Consider the following 2,796-nt stretch of genomic DNA (forward strand, 5'->3'; position numbering starts at 1 on the left):
TTTATGAAGATACATATTGTTGGTCTTGTTTGCATAAAATAAGCTATTCTTTTATCAGACTCGCTTATAAATAGCAAATTTTTATCTAAGTTTGTAATAATAAAATATTATCATAAAGATGAATTTTCGCCTTGTCGTATTCGTGTCTGTTGCACGTAATCTGAATTTCACCCGGGCAGCCGCGGAATTACACATCTCGCAACCGGCTATATCGCGCCACATACAGGAGTTGGAGAGTATGTACAAAACACAACTTTTTGAACGCTCCGGAAATAAAGTAAAACTCACCGTACCGGGTGAAACCCTGTTGAGGTATGCGGAAAACATACTGGAAACTTATCGCAACCTGCAATTGGAGATGAACTTACTGACAGGTAATTTATCGGGTGAACTGCGGGTAGGAGCCAGTACGACCATCGCCCAGTATGTACTTCCACCGATTATAGCCAAGTTCATTTCGAGGTTTCCGGATATCCGGCTGACGGTAACATCGGGCAATACGGAACAGATTGAACAGGCATTAGAAGAGCATAAGACAGATATTGGACTTGTTGAAGGCGCCCACCGTAAACACTCGTTGAAGTATACACCATTCGGGAAAGATGAATTGGTGCTGATTACCGGAGCAGGGAACAAAATCGGGGACGAAATATCGGTCAATGAACTGGCCACGCTCCCGTTGGTACTGCGCGAATCGGGTTCAGGAACGCTGGAGGTGATTGAACAGGCGTTGGCCGCCCACAATAAACGGTTGTCGCAGATGAATATTCTATTGCAACTGGGTAGTACGGAGAGCATAAAACTATTTTTGGAAAACAGTCCATCGGTTTTCGCCATCGTTTCCATTACGGCTATTACCAAGGAGTTGCTGAATAATACATTCAAAGTTGTGGAGGTGTCCGACCTTGAACTAAATCGCGAATTCTCCTACGTGGTCAGTCAGGGGGCTCATTCCGAGATACAAGAACGATTTATGCGATTTCTTGCCCGCATGCTATAACTTTTTGTTATCGCATATAGAAAAACGGCATTGGCAGGGTATTTATTTTTAATGTAGCTTTGCGATATTAAAACCATTTGACATGACTTGTTATTTCTTTATCGCACTTTTTATTATCTCGGCGTTCGTTTCTCCAGCAATCGCTCTGTTCGGTGGAATAGTTTTCGCCTTGCTTTTAAAGAATCCATATCCCGCATTAAGTAAAAAAGTATCGAAATACCTGCTTCAGATTGCTGTTGTAGGGTTAGGCTTCGGTATGAACCTGCACGAATCGCTCAAAGCCGGCGGCGATGGTATGCTATTCACTATCGTTTCGGTAACGGGAGTGATGGTTGTCGGTTACTTTCTGGGACGCTGGTTGAAAATCCCCCAAAAGTTATCTTACCTGATATCATCCGGCACAGCCATATGCGGAGGGAGTGCCATTGCTGCCGTCTCCCCAGTTGTTGGTGCTGACGAAAACGAAACGTCGATGTCGTTAGCTGTTATATTTACACTGAACGCCATAGCTCTATTCATCTTTCCACCGATAGGTCATTGGTTAGACTTAACTCAGCAGCAGTTTGGCCTGTGGGCAGCCATTGCTATACACGATACAAGTTCGGTAGTCGGTGCCGGAGCCGCATACGGCCCCGAAGCCTTAGCTGTTGCCACTACCGTGAAACTTACGCGTGCCTTGTGGGTTATTCCTTTATCGCTTGTGTCACTGTTCTTTTTTCCGAAAGGCGAAGAACGTGGGGTATCGATACCGTGGTTTATATTTCTGTTCATTATCGCTATGGTTGTCAATACCTATGTCGATATTCCGTCCATAATACTCGGCTTTATTTCTGAAGCTTCCCACCGCTTTCTTTCGATGACACTCTTCCTGATAGGCGGAACACTCTCGCTCGAGGCAATACGGAAAGTGGGAGCAAAACCTGTATTGGAGGGTGTTATTCTCTGGGTAGTCATAGCTATTGCCGCATTGGCCGTAATACTCTGACCTTACAAATTTATTTTCCTACCCCACACCGTATATTTAACTGGGACAGGTGATTGAAAGTTTCACTAAATATTAAAACAAAAACACACTAATAACTTAATCATTTTTCCAAATATTATCAGTTGCTTTTAGAATATATCTTAAAAGAAGATTAAGGTTTTGTATATACATATTTTGTTCAGTTGTACAATTTTACTTTTATTTTGTATAAAACCGGGGGGATAAAATCTCTTAAAGCTATTTTTTCAGCTTGTTTTCTGGTTAATTTCTGTTGTTCCTCTTTCTCTTTTTCTTTTTCAGACAGCTTTTGAGCCAATTCAGGAATGCCACAAGCAGTGAAGAATTGCAAACTTGGCCATAGCTTTGCGTCTAAAGGATGAAAGTTATACACATACTTATATGTATACCTGCTTATTGTTTTCCAAAATTCATAATAAGAACTTGTATCAAAGTCATCTTTATGTCCCCAATTTTCTATTTTTTGTTTCGTTTCATCTTCACTTCTAGCCCAACTTTGATGAATCGCTTTAAATTGAGTATATATCTTTTTTTGTGCAGAAGATACTCTAAAGAAAATGTAGTCAGGTTTATTTGTTGCTAAAGGAAATGCTTCACTTGCATCAATAAGAAAGTAATCCATTTCATTTTTCTTAAATAAAGTAAGAAATTGGGCGTGAACAAGCGTCTCTACGGTCATATCTAATGTCTTCAGATAATTATGCGAATCAGTAGTTGAAACAATTCGCTGATTTGTTTAGTTAAATTATTTATTATCAATGAAATAAGCGCGTTGAATATTTGCTCAATCTCT

Annotated in this window: 3 protein-coding genes; 2 read left to right on the plus strand and 1 reads right to left on the minus strand. The window is 40.5% G+C overall.

What is annotated here, in order from left to right:
- Window positions 1–118: 118 nt before the first annotated feature.
- Together M2132_RS11830 and M2132_RS11835 are read left to right on the plus strand one after the other, a co-directional pair.
- Window positions 119–1,000, plus strand: a complete 882-nt coding sequence (locus M2132_RS11830; protein WP_280673818.1) for a LysR substrate-binding domain-containing protein — start codon at window positions 119–121, stop codon at window positions 998–1,000.
- A gap of 82 nt (window positions 1,001–1,082) precedes the next feature.
- A complete protein-coding gene (locus M2132_RS11835) occupies window positions 1,083–1,985 on the plus strand; it encodes a YeiH family protein (protein WP_280673816.1) in 903 nt (300 codons plus the stop codon).
- Between the two features lie 178 nt (window positions 1,986–2,163).
- Here M2132_RS11835 and M2132_RS11840 read toward each other — a convergent pair whose 3' ends face one another.
- Entirely contained in the window at window positions 2,164–2,682 is a 519-nt protein-coding gene (locus M2132_RS11840) for a hypothetical protein (RefSeq protein ID WP_280673814.1), read from the minus strand.
- Window positions 2,683–2,796: the final 114 nt, after the last annotated feature.

The sequence above is a fragment of the Dysgonomonas sp. PH5-45 genome (assembly GCF_029893235.1).
GTDB lineage: Bacteria > Bacteroidota > Bacteroidia > Bacteroidales > Dysgonomonadaceae > UBA1309.